Annotated in this window: 18 protein-coding genes and 4 tRNA genes; 20 read left to right on the top strand and 2 right to left on the bottom strand. The window is 42.4% G+C overall.

Going from position 1 to position 18,655, the window contains the following annotated elements; genetic code table 11:
• Window positions 1–85: 85 nt before the first annotated feature.
• A complete protein-coding gene (locus LZZ98_RS04540; protein WP_237786836.1) occupies window positions 86–880 on the top strand; it encodes a thioesterase family protein in 795 nt (264 codons plus the stop codon).
• A 108-nt stretch (window positions 881–988) separates the two neighbouring features.
• Entirely contained in the window at window positions 989–1,576 is a 588-nt protein-coding gene (gene pgsA / locus LZZ98_RS04535; RefSeq protein WP_237786835.1) for a CDP-diacylglycerol--glycerol-3-phosphate 3-phosphatidyltransferase, read from the top strand.
• Between the two features lie 746 nt (window positions 1,577–2,322).
• Here pgsA and LZZ98_RS04530 read toward each other — a convergent pair.
• Window positions 2,323–2,592: an oxidative damage protection protein gene (locus LZZ98_RS04530; protein WP_131290671.1), complete on the bottom strand. Its 270-nt coding sequence runs from the start codon at window positions 2,590–2,592 to the stop codon at window positions 2,323–2,325.
• Window positions 2,593–2,603: 11 nt separating this feature from the next.
• Window positions 2,604–4,034: an argininosuccinate lyase gene (argH, locus tag LZZ98_RS04525; RefSeq protein ID WP_237786834.1), complete on the bottom strand. Its 1,431-nt coding sequence runs from the start codon at window positions 4,032–4,034 to the stop codon at window positions 2,604–2,606.
• On the opposite strand from argH, the gene LZZ98_RS04520 reads away from it, so the two are divergent.
• The 18 genes from LZZ98_RS04520 to LZZ98_RS04435 all read left to right on the top strand — a co-directional run bounded on the left by LZZ98_RS04520 (window position 4,025) and on the right by LZZ98_RS04435 (window position 18,477).
• Entirely contained in the window at window positions 4,025–5,182 is a 1,158-nt protein-coding gene (locus LZZ98_RS04520) for a sensor histidine kinase (RefSeq protein WP_237786833.1), read from the top strand. The genes argH and LZZ98_RS04520 overlap by 10 nt on opposite strands.
• Window positions 5,183–5,234: 52 nt before the next feature.
• Window positions 5,235–5,975 carry a LytR/AlgR family response regulator transcription factor gene (locus tag LZZ98_RS04515; protein ID WP_237786832.1) on the top strand — a complete coding sequence of 247 codons (741 nt, stop codon included), beginning with the start codon at window positions 5,235–5,237 and terminating at the stop codon, window positions 5,973–5,975.
• Window positions 5,976–6,083: 108 nt separating this feature from the next.
• Window positions 6,084–7,001: a hydroxymethylbilane synthase gene (hemC, locus tag LZZ98_RS04510; protein WP_237786831.1), complete on the top strand. Its 918-nt coding sequence runs from the start codon at window positions 6,084–6,086 to the stop codon at window positions 6,999–7,001.
• A gap of 1 nt (window position 7,002) precedes the next feature.
• On the top strand, window positions 7,003–7,782 hold the full coding sequence (locus tag LZZ98_RS04505) for a uroporphyrinogen-III synthase (protein ID WP_237786830.1): 780 nt from the start codon (window positions 7,003–7,005) through the stop codon (window positions 7,780–7,782).
• Entirely contained in the window at window positions 7,779–8,621 is an 843-nt protein-coding gene (locus LZZ98_RS04500) for a hypothetical protein (RefSeq protein ID WP_237786829.1), read from the top strand. Before LZZ98_RS04505 ends, LZZ98_RS04500 begins: the two co-directional genes overlap by 4 nt.
• Window positions 8,622–8,628: 7 nt before the next feature.
• Complete coding sequence (locus LZZ98_RS04495) at window positions 8,629–9,822, top strand: heme biosynthesis protein HemY (protein ID WP_237786828.1); 1,194 nt, start codon at window positions 8,629–8,631, stop codon at window positions 9,820–9,822.
• A gap of 10 nt (window positions 9,823–9,832) precedes the next feature.
• Window positions 9,833–10,261, top strand: coding sequence for an acyl-CoA thioesterase (locus LZZ98_RS04490; protein ID WP_237786827.1), 429 nt, complete (start codon window positions 9,833–9,835; stop codon window positions 10,259–10,261).
• A 156-nt stretch (window positions 10,262–10,417) separates the two neighbouring features.
• Window positions 10,418–10,744, top strand: a complete 327-nt coding sequence (locus tag LZZ98_RS04485; RefSeq protein ID WP_086174605.1) for an H-NS histone family protein — start codon at window positions 10,418–10,420, stop codon at window positions 10,742–10,744.
• 171 nt (window positions 10,745–10,915) lie between these two features.
• The gene (gene gspN, locus LZZ98_RS04480) at window positions 10,916–11,659 is read left to right on the top strand and encodes a type II secretion system protein N (RefSeq protein ID WP_237786826.1); all 744 of its coding nucleotides are present in this window, start codon (window positions 10,916–10,918) and stop codon (window positions 11,657–11,659) included.
• Window positions 11,659–12,501 (top strand): type II secretion system protein N, encoded by an 843-nt coding sequence (locus LZZ98_RS04475; protein ID WP_237786825.1) that lies wholly within the window; start codon window positions 11,659–11,661, stop codon window positions 12,499–12,501. Before gspN ends, LZZ98_RS04475 begins: the two co-directional genes overlap by 1 nt.
• A gap of 43 nt (window positions 12,502–12,544) precedes the next feature.
• A complete protein-coding gene (gene gspD, locus LZZ98_RS04470; RefSeq protein WP_237786824.1) occupies window positions 12,545–14,806 on the top strand; it encodes a type II secretion system secretin GspD in 2,262 nt (753 codons plus the stop codon).
• A 69-nt stretch (window positions 14,807–14,875) separates the two neighbouring features.
• Window positions 14,876–15,577 (top strand): FHA domain-containing protein, encoded by a 702-nt coding sequence (locus tag LZZ98_RS04465; protein WP_237786823.1) that lies wholly within the window; start codon window positions 14,876–14,878, stop codon window positions 15,575–15,577.
• Between the two features lie 104 nt (window positions 15,578–15,681).
• A complete protein-coding gene (gene gph / locus LZZ98_RS04460) occupies window positions 15,682–16,353 on the top strand; it encodes a phosphoglycolate phosphatase (protein WP_237786822.1) in 672 nt (223 codons plus the stop codon).
• Between the two features lie 116 nt (window positions 16,354–16,469).
• Window positions 16,470–17,963 (top strand): anthranilate synthase component I, encoded by a 1,494-nt coding sequence (trpE, locus tag LZZ98_RS04455; protein ID WP_237786821.1) that lies wholly within the window; start codon window positions 16,470–16,472, stop codon window positions 17,961–17,963.
• A gap of 98 nt (window positions 17,964–18,061) precedes the next feature.
• A tRNA-Thr gene (locus LZZ98_RS04450) sits at window positions 18,062–18,137 on the top strand.
• A gap of 48 nt (window positions 18,138–18,185) precedes the next feature.
• A tRNA-Tyr gene (locus LZZ98_RS04445) sits at window positions 18,186–18,269 on the top strand.
• Between the two features lie 38 nt (window positions 18,270–18,307).
• Window positions 18,308–18,383: transfer RNA gene (locus LZZ98_RS04440), tRNA-Gly, on the top strand.
• A 19-nt stretch (window positions 18,384–18,402) separates the two neighbouring features.
• A tRNA-Thr gene (locus LZZ98_RS04435) sits at window positions 18,403–18,477 on the top strand.
• Window positions 18,478–18,655: the final 178 nt, after the last annotated feature.

Raw genomic sequence — 18,655 nt, 5'->3', positions numbered from 1 at the left:
TCACTGACGCTTGAGTCATTGATCATTCACAACACTTAAAAATAAGTGAAAGATAGAGCCAATAAAAAACTCCAAAGGACGAAGGATGTCACTGCGCCAATTATTTACCGCAATTGAACAGGATGAATGGGTCAATATTCCAGAAGGTTGGTTACAGGGGCGCACCATTTATGGAGGACTGGTGGCCGGGATGATGATGCAAAAAGCCGTGTTCGCTGTTGCAGATGCAGAAAAACAGCTGTTAAGCACCAGCGTGACCTTTGTCGGTCCGGTGCAAATGGCACCGGTTCGCTTAAGCGCTGAAATCTTGCGTCAAGGCAAGTCCGTGACCACGGTTGAAGTGCGACTCTGGCAGGATGATGTGGTGCAAAGCATTTTGATAGCCAGTTTTGGTACCCAGCGCCAGTCGGCTATTTTGGTACAACAGGAACGCGTTGCACCAAAGTTTCCAGCACCCGAACAATTAAGCATTGCGGTACATCATCCTCTAGCGCCGGAATGTTTTGCGCAGATGGATCTGGTCTGGGTGGATGGGCAGTATCCATGCAGTGCAAGTCAGAAACCTGATTTTAGTGGCTGGATGCGGTTTAATCCGGAGTTGCATGACAATCGGGAAATGACGATTGCCGACTTGATGGTGGCCTTTGATATGTGGCCTCCGGGTGTCCTGCCGATGTTTAAAACATTCGCACCGGCCAGCTCACTGACTTGGCACGTGACTTATATTCACCCTTTGAATAGTCATGTGCAAGATTGGTTTAAATATAAAGTATTTACCGATTATGCCGCAGATGGTTATTCCACTGAATATGCCCATCTTTGGGATGCAGAAAATAGGCTGATTGCGATTTCCAGACAGACAGTTACCGTGTTTGCCTAGTGACACTTTAGGGCAATTCGTATAAAGTGACTCTAATTAACGATGAATCAATCCTCAAAATATGTGTGGTTTTTCATTGTACATACAGGGGAAAAATTGGCGGTGTCTATGACTACAGGTCGCATCCTGAATATTCCGAATATCTTGACTTTGGCGCGTATCGCTTTAATACCCGTTTTCTTGCTGGTGGCATATTGGCCACCTGCAGTTGGTGATGCAGGTCATGATACAAATATGACTCGTCACATTATTTTAACGGCCATTTTTGTCATTGCTGCAGTAACTGACTGGTTCGATGGCTATTTGGCGCGCTCACTCAACCAAACATCTGCATTTGGCCGGTTTTTAGATCCTGTGGCCGATAAGCTCATGGTTGCGGCTGCCCTGATTGTTCTGGTGCAATGGCAACCGAGCATATCTATGGCTTTTGCAGCGATTGTGATTATTTCACGTGAAATTACGGTATCTGCTTTACGTGAGTGGATGGCCGAGCTGGGGGCACGTACCAGTGTTGCTGTATCCACCGTGGGTAAATATAAAACAGCTTTCCAGATGATTGCGATTTCGGTGTTTTTACTGAATTGGCAACCGTTTGAAATGTTGGCTTATGCATTACTTTACACTGCGGTGATTTTGACCTTATGGTCAATGTTTATCTATTTAAAAGCTGCCTGGCCTTATTTAAAACAGCCTTGAGTTCAGCTTTAAAAAATTCAAAAAACGTCCTTGATGGGCGTTTTTTTATTTCGATGCTACTTTTTAGGAAAAACAATCAACAAAGGCAGACAAAAAAAATCCTAGATTTTGGGGGAAACCTAGGATTGAAATCGGGGATATTTATAGTTGTAATAAGATGGAAACCATCTACTTGAGACCAAGTATAGGAGAGGAAAGCGGCTAAATCATGTGGTTTATTGTGTTGTAATGTATACATTTATTTAAAAATGTAGTTTTGAATTACAGTTATTTCTAAATGTTAAAAAGATTTATGAGATAAGTGGAATTTTTAAAATTAAAAATAAAATAGAGAATTAATGTCTTATTCGGATTTTTTAGGAAAGATAAAAAAGCCTAGAAAAGATGTTTTTTAACTATCAAGCTACCTTAGAAGAATATCATCAGCATTGATTTAACGGAGTAGCTCCCTGCTTTTTTAAAGGAAGGTTGGGGTGGATTTATGTATTAAAAAGAGTCTCTTTGCGATGCTTGCCTACGCGCAGCATAGCTTCTCGTCTTGCAGCGTGGCGGAGCAGTGCTCTTCAAAATAAAAAGGAGTCTTCTCAGCCCCCTTTATGATATTCGAAACTACGCGCTTCGCTTGTCTTGCAGAAAAATAAGGCAGCAAAAAAAAGAAATCCCCAATAAAGGGGATTCTTTTTAGATTAAAGCCTACGCGAGCAAAGCTCTTGCCTTGCGTAATTTTCAAAGCAACGCTTTAAAAATTACTCAGGCTTTAGACCTTCAGCCTTTTCTAAGCTCTCATCATTGCTGAAGAATTTTTCACGTTGTTCTTCAAGAAATTTTTTCGCATCTGGTTCAAACACGTTCAAACGTTTTTCATTGATCAAGGTGGTCTGGTGTTTAAGCCATTCCTGCCAGGCTTGTTTAGATACGGTATCAAACAATTCCTGACCCTTTGCACCCGGGAACGGTGCAAAGTCTAAACCTTCCATTTCTGTTTGATACTTACGGCAAAAAACTTGTCGAGACATATCAGTATTCCTTAAGCGTAAAGTTTTTCTAAGCGTGTATAGGCACGTGCAATTGCAGCTTCTACTTGAGCAGGTGCAGTACCACCAATGTGGTTACGTGCATTGACCGATGCTTCAAGTGTTAATGCTTTTTCAAATACATCAGCTTGAATCAAGTCAGAGAACTGTTGCAGTTGTTCTAATGTTAATTCAGATAGGTCTTTGCCTTCTTGAACACCAAGCGCTACCGCTTTACCGACAATTTCATGTGCATCACGGAAAGCAACGCCATTTTTTACCAGGTAATCGGCAAGGTCAGTTGCAGTTGAGAAACCACGAAGCGCAGCTTCACGCATAATTTCAATGTTTGGAACCAATGCAGGAATCATGTCAGCAAAGGCCATGAGTGAACCACGAACGGTATCAATGGCATCAAACAAAGGCTCTTTGTCTTCCTGGTTGTCTTTGTTATAAGCCAATGGTTGACCTTTCATTAAGGTTAATAGGCTCATCAAATCCCCATAGACACGGCCAGTTTTACCACGAATCAGTTCAGGAACATCCGGGTTTTTCTTTTGTGGCATGATTGAAGAGCCGGTACAGAAACGGTCTGGAATGTTCACAAATTTGAACTGTGCAGATGTCCACAGAATCATTTCTTCAGACATACGAGACAGGTGCATCATAATTAAAGATGCAGCAGCATTGAATTCAATGCCGAAGTCACGGTCAGATACAGCATCCAGCGAGTTTTCACATACTGCTTCAAAACCTAAAAGTTCAGCCGTGTAAGCACGTTCGATTGGGTAAGTTGTACCCGCAAGTGCAGCAGAACCAAGTGGTAAACGGTTTACACGTTTACGGCAGTCAATTAAACGCTCAGAGTCGCGTACCAGCATTTCAAACCAGGCCATTAAATGGTGACCAAAAGTCACAGGCTGAGCCGTTTGAAGATGGGTAAAACCTGGCATAATGGTGTTGGTGTTTTTAGCCGCTAAGCCCAAAATACCTTTTTGCAGTTTTTCTAATAATTGAAGAATGGCATCAATTTCATCACGCACGTATAGACGGATGTCTGTCGCCACCTGGTCGTTACGGCTACGGCCGGTATGCAGTTTTTTACCGGTGATGCCAATACGACTGGTCAAACGCGACTCGATATTCATGTGCACATCTTCTAGGTCAATGCGCCATTCGAAATCACCTGCTTCGATTTCAGCTTTAATGGTGTTTAGGCCGTTAATGATGTCATCGCGTTCTTGTTCTGTTAAAACCCCAACTTTGGCAAGCATGGTTGCATGCGCAATAGAACCTGCAATATCTTGTTTATAAAAGCGTTGGTCAAATTGAACAGATGCTGTAAATTCAGCAACAAATGCGTCAGTAGCTTCAGAGAAACGACCGCCCCACATACCCGAAGTTTGGGCTTGTGACGGATTTGAGGAATTAGAAGATGTGGTCATATCGGCTCAATAAAATAAAAAGCAGTAATTTGAATGAGAGTATAGCAAATTCAGAATCACTTGCCGAAAAACAAGTCGATCCAACTTCGACGTATACCAATGATGGGAAAAATAATTCCGCCTATTTTTTTACGAAAATAGGGCATTGGCAACATCTAATTGAATTATTTATTGCCAGTAATATTTTGGCGGTCATCCTGGCTCTGGCAGAAGCACAATCCTGGTCGGCCTTGAATGTCGATCGTCTGCTGCAATATATGTTGTTCATTGATTGGGTGTTGCTGGCTTTTGTTGCCTTGTTCGAGCGCTTGCATAAAAAAATTCAGCACTTCAGTTTTGGGCAAAGCTTGATTGTGGGTTTTGTATTACTACAGATGATTGTGCTACTGACCACGCTGGTGCTGAACGGTTTTATTTCCTTTGGGCAAAATTTTCAATTCCAGCATCTAACGCTACAGGTTTTATTCGATGGGGTAGGCTTACATTTAAGTTATGGCGTACTGATAGGAAGCTTTTGTTTTCGTTATTTGTATATGCGCGAACAGTGGGCACGGCAGCAAAACAGTGAATTGAATGCGCGTATTCAGGCCATGCAAGCCCGGATTCATCCACATTTTTTATTTAATAGTCTTAATACCGTGATTAGTTTGATTAGTATTGATCCGGATAAAGCAGAACAAATGTTACTGAATTTATCCCAACTATTTCGTGCGAGTTTTAAAGAACTTAAACTGGTCCGATTAAAAGATGAAATTGAATTGTGCCAGCGTTATCTGGCGATTGAGCAGATTCGTTTAGGTGATCGCTTACACGTAGAATGGAAATATGACGATGAAGTTCTGTTTTCTCAGATACAAATTCCTTTATTAACTTTACAACCTTTAGTGGAAAATAGTATTTTTCATGGAGTTGAAAAATTTCTAACAAAGAGTACGATAAGCATATTGATTGAAATATTGCAAAATCAAGTCAATATAGTCATTACTAACCCTTATACACAGGATAAAATAAATTTACGACAGGGACATGGTATTGCAGTCGAAAATGTGAAGCAGCGGCTTGAGGCTTATTATGGTCGCTCGGCAACTTTTCAGACATACGCGGGGAAGGGAATATTTACCACAGTTGTGCAATATCGATATAAATAAAAGATCATAGTTAACCTATAAAAAAAATGATGTTGACTGTGAAGGAGGAGAAATGGACATCCTGATTTGCGATGATGAACCTCTCGCTGTAGAGCGATTGTCACGTTTAGTTACGCAACTGGGACACCAAGTGGTTGCCACTGCAAATTATGGGCGGCAAGCAATTGAAATGACTCAATTCTATGAGCCAGATGTAGTACTTTTAGATATTCAAATGCCTGAAATGGATGGCTTGAGCTGCGCCGAACATTTGCGCCAGCTCGATCCTATGCCCGCCATTGTTTTTTGTACGGCTTATGATGAACATGCTTTGGACGCATTTAAGTCACATGCAGAAGGCTATTTACTAAAACCGGTGATGCAGCAGGAATTGCAACAGGTATTAGATCATTTAACAAAACTGACTCAAGCACAAATGAGCACTTTAAAACAAAAAGAAGATATGGACGAACTCAATATAAAACGCCACCAAATTGTGGCAAAAACCTACCGTGGGGTAGAACTGGTTCCTGTAGAAAATATTTATTATTTTTTAGCAGATCAAAAATATGTCACGGTACGGCATAAAAATGGCAGTGTACTGATTGATGAAACTTTAAAAGATCTGGAAAATGAATTTGGCGACCAGTTTGTTCGAATTCATCGCAATGCCTTGGTTTCAGTACATTTTTTGGATGGTCTTGAAGTGATCAGTTCGGGGCAGTATCAAGTGCGTTGCCGTGAACTGGAAGAGCGCCTGGCGGTAAGCCGACGTCATCTGCCCAATTTAAGAGAACGCATCCAAAAAATGTAAATCTGGTCGGCATAATTTTAGGTGACAACAACAGCGCAAATTTACTTGCATTTTCTAGTCAGCGCGTTAAGTTTACACTATCGCACTTATTAACTGTTTCTTGAATTTATGAAGATTTTGAAGATTGCAACTCGACAAAGCCCGCTTGCTTTATGGCAGGCGGAACATATTCGTGCCCGTTTAGAGGCATTGCATGCTGATCTTAAAGTTGAGTTAGTGACCTTCGTCACCCAGGGTGACAAAATCTTGGATACGCCTTTGGCCAAAATTGGTGGAAAAGGACTATTTGTTAAAGAGTTGGAAGCTGCCTTGCTGGATGGCCGGGCAGATCTGGCGGTCCATTCAATGAAAGATGTGCCAATGGCTTTGCCTGAAGGGCTGGAGCTTGCAGTCATCTGTGAGCGAGAAGATCCACTAGATGCTTTTGTCTCAAATCACTATGCAAGTTTTGATGCCTTACCCCAAGGTGCCAAAGTGGGTACATCTAGCCTGCGTCGTAAAAGTCAAATTTTAAAAGCCCGTCCTGATTTAGAGATTATTGACTTGCGTGGCAATGTCGGTACGCGTTTATCCAAACTGGATGCAGGCCTCTATGATGCCATTATTCTGGCAAGTGCAGGTTTGAAACGTTTAGGTTTGGCGGAGCGGATTCGCCATACCTTGCCAGCTGCAGTAAGTTTGCCAGCAGTAGGGCAAGGCGCATTGGGTTTGGAATGCCGTGCGGCAGATCAGGCGGTACTGGATCTTATTTTACCGCTGTTACACCAGGAAACCGATGTCTGTGTACGTGCAGAACGTGCATTCAATGCCTATCTGGAAGGGGGCTGCCAAGTGCCGATTGCAGGGCATGCGACTTTAATTGAAGGTCAATTACACATTGAAGGTCGTGTTGGTAGTGTAGATGGTGCGACTTTATTAAAAGCTGAACTGAGCGGAACACCTGAACAGGCTGTAGAACTGGGTGAAACGTTAGCGCAAAAATTAGTTGAACAAGGCGCTGGCGACTTATTGAAAGCGCTCTATTAATATGCTGTTTATCAATACACGTCCGCAGGACCGTGCAGAAAATTTGAGTCATGCCTTACGCATAGCTCAAATTGACGTGTTAGATTTACCTTTATTGCAATTGCTGCCTCGACCCTGGTCAGCGGACTTATCTGAACTTTACCGGCAATTGCCTGCGGCTCAGGTAATTGTGGCGGTCAGTCCCACTGCCGTGCAAATCGGCATGGATTATTTAAAACAATCCTGTATAACGCTGGATCAGCTTAAACATGTTCAGTGGATTGCGGTCGGGGATCGTACCGCTCAGGCTTTGGCGCAATATGGTATTTCTGCCGAAGTCCCCAAAGTTGAAACATCGGAAGGAATGTTACAGCTTCCTGTTTTACAAACCCTCAATTCAGGTCAGTGTCTGGCTTTTTGGCGTGGCGAAGGGGGACGGATGTTTATGATGGATCAGTTAAAACAGCAAGGCATGCGAATTCTAAATTTTGTTTTATATCAGCGCCGTTGTCCGGTATTTACTCAGCAAGATTTAGCTAATGTATTATCTTTATTAGAAAAACAAGCACAGTATGCTATGGTGGTCAGTAGCGAAGCGAGTTGGTTGAACTGGATTCAGCTCATGCAAGATCAAAAACAGCTGATTGCAAAAGGGCATTATCTGGTTTTAGGTGAGCGCTTGTATCAAGTTGTTTCGAATTATAAAAAAAATCAGGCAACATGTTTTAATATCACACGACTACCTGATTTAAAAACAGATTCAATTTTGCAGAAGCTTGTTGTTGTGCAAGGGAACACATGAAGAAAACACTCATTCTATTATTTATTTTAAGTCTGCTCTGGATTGCCAAATTAAGTTATGACATCTTTAATCTTACTGCACAACAAACGGAATTAAGCGCGAGTCTGCATCGAATTGAACAGAACAATGCAAATTTAAATGACCAATTTGTCGCTTTACAGCGCAAAGTAACGTTGACTGATGGATCTGCGGCGGTTGGCTCACAGGCAGCACAGGATTTAAAAACCATTCAAGCTGCAAGTATTGATCCTATTGTTGCGATTAAACAGCAATTAGAATTGATTGAATTTATGTTGAAGCAACAACAGTTTACGGCGGCTTTAGATAAATTAACCGATTTAGATCAAAATATTGAACACTATGCTCTCGCTGTGCCATTGAAGCAAAGTTTGCATCAGGTGATTGCCAAAGATCATCAGGTTATTCAGCAGTTTGTCAGTGAGCGGATGGCTCAGCAAGTCAAAGTGGATGAATTAATCCAGCAGCTTGATGCTGCTTTGGCTCAGGAATTAAAAGCGCCACAATTAAGTGCGAGCCAGGCATCGGATAAATATTTCTGGCAACGCTGGCTGGTGATTGAACCCGCAAAACAACCTGCTAAAGCATTAATGCAGCGTCCACTCATTTTAAAAGAAGCACAGCTCCGACTGCTCATTGCGCAACAGGCCTTAAAACAGGGGCAATATTTGGAATATCAAAAATCACTGACAGAAATTATTCAATTACTGAATCAGATTCCAGATGAGAAAACGCGACAGCTGATTCAAAATATCCAGAAGATCAAAGGATTTAGCATTAAGCCTACGCCTGGTTTAAATACGCGCGCATTATTGGGGTAATGAATTAATGAAGCAGATTTTACTGGCCTATGCTTTTATCAGCTTAATTATTATTGCCGGCTTAAGTGTTTTAAGTTATGGCTATGGTGCGGGTTATGTTTATTTATATTGGCGCGAATGGCAAATTCAGACCAATATCTGGATGATTTTTATTATTCTGGCCAGTCTAAGTCTATTTATTCAGCTATTGTGGTTACTGATTAAACGCTATTTAATCCGCGAACAACGCAAGCTAGAAACTGTATTTAATTTTAAAAACCTGCATCCTTATGAACAGTTGGCAGTCATCTGGTTATTAGAAGCCGCACAAGACCAACACCAGTTTATTCAAAACGTATTTTCTCAATCGGGTTTATTAAAAGGTATTATCGGTTCGCGACTATATTGGATCCAGCAGCAATATCCACAAGCCTTGGCAATCTTAAATCAAAGCAATGCCATGGCATTTGAACTGGCGGAAATCCAGCGCATAGAAATTTACCTGTCACAAAATGATGCCGAGCAGGCATTAACCCATCTTGAATTCTTAAATCAGCATGAGCTTTCACCCTGGTTAAACGATGTGAAAAGTGCCTATGATTTAAGATTAACCAGTTTATGGGAAAAGTTTGCCATTCAGTTTCCCTGGATGTATTTACGCTCGACTAAATATGGACATTTAGGGACAGAAAAAAAACAGGAATGGCTACAGCAGCTATTGCTTCATTTTGATCAGGCTAATGTCGAAAGTTTGCAAAATTTGCAACAGCGTTATTTAGACTTGCAAGACCAAATTTATAGCCGTGATTATGAGATCAAGGTGTTATGGTTAAAGCTGTTATCACGGATGCCGGAAATGAGCCAGCAGCATGAAGCATTGGTGTTGCATTTACTGGATGAGCAATTTAATCAGGACGTTTTTTATTTATGGTTCCAGCAGCAATTATTAAAGCAAAATCCTGATTATTTAATGGTTGAGCAGCGGATTGACTATTGGGAAAATAAATATCCTTCTTTGCCTGTATTTACCTTTGCAAAATGGCATGTATATAGCGCAACTGCAAGAACGGCTGAAGCTGATCAATTACTTGAATTATACCCAGATAATGTAATGATGAATTATTTAAGAATTAAGTCTACTTTAAAAGGTCAGGATGATTTGATTAAACAGTTAAATTTAATATTTGAAAATAATGCAAATTTTGTTGAAATAAAGATATAAAGGTAAAAATATGCTGACCCTGTCCGATTATCCGGTCATTTATGATCAGTCTGTTGCTTGGGGCGATATGGATGCCTTTGGGCATGTGAATAATGTTATGTATTACCGTTATATTGAGAGTGCCCGCATATTCTACATGGATGCCCTGAATATTTTTGAACATGATGTTTATACAGTGGTTGCATCCAATCAGTGCAAATATATCAGTCCGTTATTTTATCCGGACCGGCTTAAAATTGGTGTTCGCGTAGAAGAAATTCGTAATAGTGCATTTAGAATGAGTTATCTATTATGGAGCGAGTCACAACAACAAAATATCGCCGTCGCAGAGGCAGTTATTGTCTGTGTAAATAAGGAGACTATGCTTAAAACGGAAATACCTGAAATTATTCGTCATAAAATGACAGAAACTGAATTAAGTGTGAATCATTTAATTTAAAAAATATTTAAAGTGGATGCTCTATAAATTGAAAGAAATGTGAAATCTGTTTTAAAGATTGTTGTTTATTTAAAAAATTGTATTGAATGTTTTAAATAATAAAAATATTATGAGCGGGTTTTAAATAAAAAAATATAAACTTATTGTGGAGTTAATATGATGCCGGACATTAGTAATTTATCTGTTGAAGAGTTAAAGCGTTTACAAGTTGAAGCTGAAGCATTAATTGCTTCTAAAAAAGATCAAGCGGTTGAAGATGCTTATCAGCAAATTTTAGATATTGCCGATAACGTAGGTTTAACGATTGAACAAATTTTAGAGTTTGGCGCAACTAAACGTAAGAAAAGTACACGCAAATCTGTAGAACCACGTTACCGCAGCAAAAAGAATGCAGCTGATACCTGGACAGGTCGTGGCAAACAACCTCGCTGGTTAGTTGCAGAACTTGAAAGTGGTGCAAAATTGGAAGATTTTCTCATCTGATTTAAAGAGGTATGAGATGCTCATCTAATTAGATGCAATATAAAAAACCAGGTCTTTAGACCTGGTTTTTTATATCTTTGAATTGGCGTTGAGAAAAAAGTGTGCATAATGGGAGTAGAAATATAATATTGGCGTTTAGGGCAGAATAATTGATATGTGGGTCGTGGTGGGATGATAAACAAACCCAAATACATCACGTGGTGGATTTTTTCCATCAGCGTTTTTTTTATTTTCATATTACTCCAGATTCCAGCGGCTTGGATTATTTCAAAATTTTATAAAAACAACCAGGTTTTACACAATGTCAGCGGTAACATCTGGCAGGGGCAAGCAGATTGGCATAAGGGAAATTTAACCGGGTCGTTAAGTTGGAAAACACGCCCCCTAGACCTTTTTTTGCTGCGTTTAGGGGCAAATATAGAGTTACATAGTGGACATACCCAGCTAGATGGTATTGTCGGTTATGGTTTTGGCAAAAAAATAATTATTCATGATTTAAATGGTCAGGTTGCACCGGAAACCCTGAAACATCTGGTGGAATGGCAGTGGCCAGCCAATGCCCTTCAATTGCAGGATATAAATTTCAATTTTAAAAAAGAACAGGGCTTTGCTCAGGCCGAAGGTCAGTTGCAATGGGTCGGTGGCGAGCTGCTTTATACCTATGCCCAACGCCAGGATCGGATGAATATCCCTTCATTGAAAGGAAGATTAGCGGATGAAAATAATAAGCTGGTCTTTGATATTCGGGATCAGCGTGATCAAAAGCTGATGGCATTGGAGCTGGATCAAAACTTGATGCTTGATGTGCAATTGACTCAGCGTCTGCTACTGAATGTTGCTTCTTATGATGGTAAAGCTGGTTTGGACACCTATGTGATCAGTTCGCGCCAACCTTTGTTTAAAGGTGGCTTCTAATGAATCAGTGGATGGAAAAAATTCAACAATTAAATTGGAAACAGGCAGACCGGATTGCCCCCTTATTATTGATCCTGCTGATTTTGTATTTATGCTGGAAGTTGGCGAACATTTTCTGGTTGCTGGTAGCACCGCCTCAGGTGATGCAGCTGGAGCGGGTTGAGCTGGGTTCACAGCAGCCGCAGGTGCCAAACATTACTTCATTTGCGCTGTTTCATGAAGCTGGCAAGACAGCTGCGGCAGAAGACAATGTTAACCTGATTTTGCAAGGTGTAGTGGTTGGTCATCCAAATCAATTTTCGTCGGCAGTGATTAAAGTTAATGATCAGGCTGATCGCTATCGGGTTGGTGAAAGTATTGCACCCACCTCTTATCAGTTGGCTGAAGTGCATTGGGATCGAGTAGTGTTGCGTCAAAGCAATGGTACGACCCGAGAACTACAATTTAAAGGCATTGAAAATGGTCTGGATCAAAGCATTGTTCAGCCTGCAGCAACCAGCTTGCCTACGACAAATAATCAGGCTACGCCGAGCATGCCCAGTCAGGAACAAAATGCTTTAGGGCAAGCAGTACAGAAAATACAGGAAGACCGTGACCAGTATTTAAAAGATATGGGGGTCAATGCGGCTAGCGGGGGCTATGAAGTAACCACCAGAACGCCAGCAGCATTGCGCAGTAAGCTGGGACTACAGCCTGGTGACCGGATCATGTCTTTAAATGGACAGGCTGTTGGGCAGGGGCAAAGTGATGCCCAGTTGCTGGAACAGGCTCGACGTGAAGGTCAGGTCAAAATAGAAATAAAGCGTGGTGATCAAGTGATGACCATACAACAAAATTTTTAAGTGATGCATCGTCACCTTACAGGATTAGGAAGCACGGAACTTTATGGCTTTATTTAATCATCATCGTCCAGTTTGGGCCTTATTCGCAGCGGCACCTCTTATTGCTATGGTGAGTACTTCTACTCATGCGCAAACATGGAAAATCAACTTACGTGATGCTGATTTAACTGCATTTATTAATGAAGTGGCCGATATTACAGGGAAAAATTTTGCTGTTGATCCACGGGTGCGCGGCAATGTCACGGTCATTTCAAATAAGCCTTTAAATAAAGCCGAAGTTTACGATTTATTTCTCGGGGTGTTGAACGTTAATGGTGTGGTGGCCATTCCTTCTGGTAATACCATAAAATTGGTGCCTGACAGTAACGTGAAAAGTTCCGGTATTCCTTATGATGCCAAGCACCGCGCGACTGGTGATCAGATCGTGACCCGAGTGATCTGGCTGGAAAATACCAACCCGAATGACCTGATTCCTGCAATCCGTCCATTGATGCCGCAGTTTGCGCATTTGTCGGCTGTGGCTGGAACCAATGCGCTGATTGTGTCAGACCGTGCCAGTAATATTGCTCAGCTGGAAACCATTATCCGTAACCTGGATGGTACTGGGCAAAATGATATTGAAGCCGTGACCCTGCAATCCAGTCAGGCTGAAGAAATGATCGGTTTATTGGAGTCCATGAGCTCTACCGGTGCAGCACGAGATTTAAAAGGCTCGCGTATTCGTATTATTGCCGATACCCGGACCAACCGGATTGTGCTTAAAGGAGATACCGCAACCCGCAAGCGCATCCGTCAGATGATTGAAATGCTGGATGTGCCGGCAGCAGATCGGTTGGGCGGCTTAAAAGTCTTTCGCTTGAAATATGCCAGTGCCAAAAATCTTGCAGAAATTTTACAGGGATTGGTATCTGGTCAATCAGTATCAAGCTCATCAGCTTCCTCATCAAACAATAATAATATGATGAGCAATTTAAGTAATAACAATTCAAGCAGTACTTCTTCAAGCAATAGTTCTTCCAGTATTTCCACCCCAAGCATTAATTTGGGTGGAAGCTCGAATAATAATACTAAAGGCATTACCAGTTTTAATGCCAATGGTGTCAGTATTATTGCCGATGACAGTCAAAATTCATTGGTGGTCAAAGCTGATCCGCAACTGATGCGTGAAATTGAATCGGCCATTCAGCAGCTGGATATCCGTCGTCAGCAGGTACTGATTGAAGCTGCCATCATTGAATTGGAAGGCAATGATGCCGACCAATTGGGCGTGCAATGGGCATTGGGTGATCTGAACAGCGGTATTGGTTTAATCAACTTTAGCAATGCGGGGGCCAGTCTCGCTTCGCTTGCTGCCGGATATGTGGCGGGTGGGGCAGCAGGTGCTGCGGCCAAATTGGGCACAGGCACTTCATTGTTGCTTGGGGATTATAAAGAAGGCGATAACGGTTCACGCAAACTTTATGGTGCATTGATTCAGGCCTTAAAGAGCAAAACCAAGTCCAACTTGCTTTCTACGCCTTCCATCGTAACCATGGATAATGAGCAGGCTTATATTGTCGTGGGGCAAAATGTCCCCTTTGTGACAGGTTCAGTATCCACGGGTGCAGCCGGTGTTGCCAACCCTTATACCACGGTAGAACGTAAGGATGTCGGCGTCACTTTAAAGGTGGTGCCGCATATTGGCGAGGGTGGTTCGGTTCGTCTTGAAGTGGAGCAGGAAGTTTCTGCGGTGCAACCCAAAGGTGAAGCTCAAGATTTAATTACCAGTAAACGTGCCATCAAAACTTCGATTCTGGCAGAGCATGGACAAACCATTGTATTGGGCGGCTTAATTTCCGATAACTCGATTCATAGCCGTCAGTCGGTACCGGGTTTGGGGGCAATACCAGGTCTGGGACGTTTATTCCGCGCCGATGCCAAATCCAATGAAAAACGCAATTTGCTGGTGTTTATCCACCCGACAATTGTAGGTGATAGTCAGGATGTGCGCCGTTTGTCGCAGCAGCGCTATAGCCAGTTATATAGCTTGCAATTGGCTATGGATCAAGATGGTACTTTTGCAAAATTACCTGAAAATGTAGAAGATATTTATCAGCAGCGAATTCCGGTTACACCGTCAGTGCCGAAAGTGCCGAATTATCAAACTGTACCTTCGGCAACCCAGGCACAACCGAATACCGCTACGTTTACTACTCCAGTGGCAATTGAGCCAGTTGTGCAAAAACAGGCGATAGCTGTGCCGCAATCAGTAGTAGAAAAAACCAGAAATACGGTCACCACGACCAAGATTCGTTCCGGTTCTTAACAGAGTGGGTAAAGAATTGAATATTTGCCGTGATATGATGATTTAAAATCACAAAGAGAAGTGCATTTCATGACTTGGAAAATACAAGCAATTACCGGTGAATTAACGGGACAGGAAATTAGCATCGACCGTGATATGTTGGTCGGTCGCCATCAGAGCGCAGACATCGTATTGCGAGCTGGGGAAATTTCACGCAAACATGCAGCTTTTTTGCTCAAAGACCAGGCCTTATGGCTGCAAGATTTGAATTCATCGAATGGCACCTTCGTCAATGATGTGCGCATTGAACATGAAGCCTTGTTAAAAGAAGGGGATATCATTCAGTTTGCAGGCTTGAAGTTCTCTGTACTTGCACCGGCTAAAGAGATTGAGCCAGCATTGGCTGAAACGGAAATTGTTCCGACCAGCGAGCAGCCTTCAGAGGCAGTTGCAGCTTCTGAAACTGCGGCAGCAACACCAGTTGAACCAGCAGCAAAGACTGCAGCCGAACAGATGAATGATCAGGGCATGCCTGAACTGAATGAACGTGATGCCAATGTTCAGGTGAGCCGCGATGGTATGCCGCAAGGCGTTGCAGTGCCAAAACCAGCGCCAATTCCTGAAGGTGTGGACTTGAGTGCAATTCCCGAGAAGCAAACACCAATAGCGATTGAAACACCGGTTTCACGTGTTGAGCAAGCCAAAGAAGAGCAGAAGAATGCATCGCTGGGTTTAATCTCCATTATTGTACTGATTATTCTTGCAATCATTGCTTGGTTATTCTTTAAATAAGCCTGTGCGCGACTTACAATTAAGGCATGCAATCGCATGCCTTAATTATGTGGGTTATTTGAGTTATTTGGGTGTGGGTTAAGGTAAATCGTGAGAGGGAAAAGATGTCGGTAGCAAAACTGGAAAGCCGTGAACTGATTTTATTTGACTTGGATGGTACCTTGGTTGACTCAGCGTCAGATTTGTACCGGGCTATGAATATGAGCCTGAATGCCTTGCAGTTACCTGCAGTGACGGAAGAGCAGGTTCGCACCTGGATTGGCAAGGGAACCTCGGTATTTTGTCAAAGTACCCTGAAATATTTAACCGGACAGGTTGATCCAGCCCAGCATCAACAATTACTCGATACCTTTTTAAGCATTTATAATGCAGATCCTTGTATAGACACCCAGCCCTTTAAAGGCATTATCGAGTTTTTGGAGTGGGGGCTGAAAAACAATAAAAAAATGATCTGTGTTACCAATAAGCCTGAACAACCGGCACGTGCGATTGTCGAAACGCTGGGCTTAAGTCACTATTTTGTCGATGTGATTGGCGGAGACCGTTTTCAAGAGCGTAAGCCACATCCACGGCAATTGCTGTTTTGTGTGAATGAATACGATGTCACTACAGCCGAAACGCTCATGATTGGTGATTCCAGTAATGATGTGGAAGCGGCAAGACGTGCAGGAGTTGATTGTATTGTGGTTAGCTATGGCTATAATCATGGTGAAGATATTCATGATTGTCAGCCACAGCAAGTGGTTGATGATTTAACGGAATTACTTGCGCAATAATTGAAAATTAAGGATAGCGGAATGAGAGATTGTATGGTTTTTCGATGGCGAAACTAAGTCAGACTACAGCAAAACAAACCTAAACCAGCCATATCGAAAACATATAGAGCATACTCATGACAACTCAAACTCAATTCGAGCAGTTAAAATCTGACGGTTACAACCTGATTCCAGTTTATCGCCAGCGTTTGGCCGATACCGAAACACCCCTGTCGGTATTTGCGCGTCTGAAAGACCACAGCCAAGCTTATTTATTTGAATCGGTCGAAGGTGGAGAAAACTGGGCACGTTATTCCATTATCGGTTTGGGTGAGTCCACGGTATTTTCATGCAATCGCGGTGTTTTAACCATTCAGCAGGCGGATGGCTCAATAGAAAGCCAAAGCTGCAGTGACCCTTTTCAATATATTCGTGATTTTCAGGCTCAGTTTCAGGTGCCGACACAAAAAGATTTACCTGATTTACCGAGCTTTACTGGTGGTCTGGTTGGCTACTTTGGTTATGACTCCGTACGTTATATTGAACCGCGCCTAAAAAATGTGCCTGAGGCCGATCCGGTAGGTTTGCCTGATATCTGGATGATGCTGTCTAAAACCGTGATTGTGTTTGATAACTTAAAAGATACCTTGTTCCTGATTGTACATGCAGATGTTAATGATCCTGAAGCCTATGCCAAGGCTCAAGCACAGTTAGACAAATTGGAGGAAACACTGGCAACTCCAATTAGCCTGCAGGCAAAAAAACATACAGCACCACATTTTGAGTCTTTAACCGGGCACGACAAGTTTATCGAATCCATTGCCAAGGTGAAGGAATACATTAAAGCCGGTGATGTCATGCAGGTTGTTCCGGGACATCGTATGGTATCGGACTTCGATGGCGAGCCTTTACAGGTTTACCGCGCACTGCGTCATCTCAATCCATCGCCTTATTTGTTTCTGGTGCAAGGGCAAACGCTGGATAATCACAAACCTTTCCATATTGTAGGATCTTCACCTGAAATTTTATCGCGTCTGGAAAATGGGATTGCGACCGTGCGTCCTTTGGCGGGTACACGTCCGCGCGGTAAAACCAAAGAAGAAGATTTGGCACTTGAACAAGATTTGCTTTCAGATGAAAAAGAGATTGCTGAACATCTGATGCTGATTGACTTGGGGCGTAACGATGTCGGGCGTGTGTCAAAAATCGGGAAAGTGCAGGTCACCGATAAAATGGTGATCGAACGTTATTCACATGTCATGCACATTGTCTCAAATGTGCAGGGTGAAGTACGTGATGATGTCGATGCACTGGATGTATTTAAAGCCACTTTCCCGGCTGGTACGCTTTCAGGCGCACCAAAAATTCGTGCCATGGAAATTATTGACGAAGTTGAGCCAGTCAAACGCGGAATTTTTGGTGGGGCTGTCGGTTATTTAGGCTGGCATGGTGAAATGGACATGTCTATTGCCATTCGAACCTGTGTTATTCGTGAAAATAAGGTCTATGTTCAGGCTGGAGCAGGGCTGGTTTATGACTCAAATCCTGAATCTGAATGGAATGAAACCCAGATAAAAGCTCGCGCAGTGATTAAAGCGGTTGAATTATCATCAAACGGGTTGATTTTATGAGTTTTTGACGGTTTTTTTGAAAAAAACACTTGCACGGATTCTAAGTTTTGCTAAACTGCACACCGTTCCGATACGAAACGTACGAAACACTAAGAAACGCCGGCATAGCTCAGTTGGTAGAGCAACTGACTTGTAATCAGTAGGTCCACAGTTCGAATCCGTGTGCCGGCACCATCTTAGAGTACGAAGTAAAGAACAAACACTGATGTAAGTGTAAAAAATGGTGAGGTTCCCGAGCGGTCAAAGGGGGCGGACTGTAACTCCGCTACGAAAGTTTCGAAGGTTCGAATCCTTCCCTCACCACCAATTTTAAGACTTCAAATAGTGGATTGTACCAACATCGTGCGGGAGTAGCTCAGTTGGTAGAGCGGTAGCCTTCCAAGCTACATGTCGCGAGTTCGACCCTCGTCTCCCGCTCCATTTTGAAGTACAAAAATTTGCTCTTATAGCTCAGTGGTAGAGCACTCCCTTGGTAAGGGAGAGGTCTCGAGTTCAAATCTCGATAAGAGCTCCAAATACAGTTTGGCAACATTGTTGCAAAGATTTTAAAAAGCAGGCTTATTAGTCTGCTTTTCAAGTATTGGGTGTTTGGTTTTTTAAAGCGATAAGTCGATGCTGAGTTTTGCTCAGAATTGTGTTCGACGTAAACGAGGAATATAAACATGGCTAAGGCTAAGTTCGAACGTAATAAG

This window comes from Acinetobacter sp. SM34 (genome assembly GCF_022012365.1).
Lineage (GTDB): Bacteria > Pseudomonadota > Gammaproteobacteria > Pseudomonadales > Moraxellaceae > Acinetobacter.
The sequence above is the reverse complement of the archived record's forward strand: the minus strand, read 5'-3'. Positions and strand labels throughout refer to the sequence as shown.